Consider the following 1,497-nt stretch of genomic DNA (forward strand, 5'->3'; position numbering starts at 1 on the left):
CATTAGCGTTGCAGGTCAAGGAATATCTGGAAAATGGTCCACTTTAATGAATACTATTGCTTGAATAAACACAAAAAAGCTCCTAATGTAGGTAGGGTACGACGACTAAATCAGTTCCCTACACTATCAAAAGGAGCAAGCTCATGAAAAGTGTAAACCAAAATTTAGTCTTTCGTCAATACTTATCTAAATTACCGGTGAATGTCTTGGATTGCCCAGTGATGAATTATCAAACACAAAAGCTCACCGACCTATCGGTGGTGAAAATCTTCATAATGGCGCAACTATGCAAGTGGGAAAGTCTTAGGGAAATTGAAGTTGGCATCCGGTCAAAAAGGGACTTTCAACAAGAAATCGGCGTCAATTCAGTCAGTCACTCCCAGCTAAGCAGGCGGCTAAACCAAATGAACACGGGGGATTTAGCAGATCTCCTGGGTAGATTAGCAGTGGCCTATAGGGCGTTGCAAGGAAATGCACCAGGTCTGAATAAGAATGTGGGTCCCATCCGAATTATCGATGGCACTTACATAAAACTACCGAAAAACGCACTTAATTGGACTGCTGTTTCCAAAGATTCCTGCGGAATCAAGCTCCATGTAAGAATGGTAGCTTCCTCCTCTTCGAGCGTCTTTCCTGAAAAGATGATTCCATCTACCGGGAATATTGCGGATTCTGATGCCGTGAATCATATCATTGACGCAGACGGAGCATTGTACGTAATGGATCGAGGTTATGCCCACAAAACAAAAATGGGTGGGTGGTTGGCTCAGAAGATTCAATTTCTTGTACGAGTTAGAAAGACTTTCACTGTGGAAACATTGAAGGTACAAACGCCAACACATCCAAAAGTGATCAAAAACGAAGTGGTTTCTATCATCACACGAAAAGAGCCAGTACGTTACATTGAATTCTTAGATGATGAAGGAACATCATTTCATTTGATTACAAATAACCTGGAACTGAGCGAAGAAGAAATCCTGGATACCTACAAGAACCGTTGGTATATAGAGCTTTTCTTCAAATGGTTAAAACAACACGTCAGAGTGAAACACCTTTTCAGCCTATCGCCAGTCGGTATCTGGAACCAGATGTTTATCGCTCTAATCACTTTTGCTTTAACGGAAATCATGAGGCTAATCTATCAACCAACAAAGACAATATGGACGTTCATGCGGACCATGCAACAGTACCTTTTTGTCCCGGTTAAGAAGCTATTACAAGATTTCAACCGAAGGTTGAGAAAGAGCAAGGGACGACAAAAAATACCGAACGCTCAACCAAAAGAGATCCGGTATGGAGAAGATTTTGCGATTGTGAATCCGATTAATAGCATGCATTTTATCAATAAAAGAAAAAACAAGTAAAGTAAAATGAATGTCAAAAAAAGGGAACTGGATCGTCATTACAGTCCTGTTCCCTTTTTGAATTTATTTACAGCAAGTCGACTGGTAAAAAATGAAAGTAATAACTTTTTACGGTATCCGTGCAACGCTAATG

At 40.4% G+C, this 1,497-nt stretch carries 1 protein-coding gene; it reads left to right on the top strand.

Features of this window, described 5'->3' with window-relative positions:
• Positions 1–143 precede the first annotated feature (143 nt).
• Positions 144–1,364: an IS4 family transposase gene (locus ACTHPA_RS18460; protein WP_440502413.1), complete on the top strand. Its 1,221-nt coding sequence runs from the start codon at positions 144–146 to the stop codon at positions 1,362–1,364.
• The last annotated feature ends 133 nt before the right edge of the window (positions 1,365–1,497 follow it).

Source organism: Sporosarcina sp. SAFN-015 (genome assembly GCF_051966875.1).
In the GTDB taxonomy this organism is placed as follows: Bacteria; Bacillota; Bacilli; order Bacillales_A; family Planococcaceae; genus Sporosarcina.

Excerpts from the sequence above, each read along its gene's own strand:
- ACTHPA_RS18460 (WP_440502413.1), top strand. The coding sequence starts at position 144 with ATGAAAAGTGTAAACCAAAATTTAGTCTTTCGTCAATACTTATCTAAA.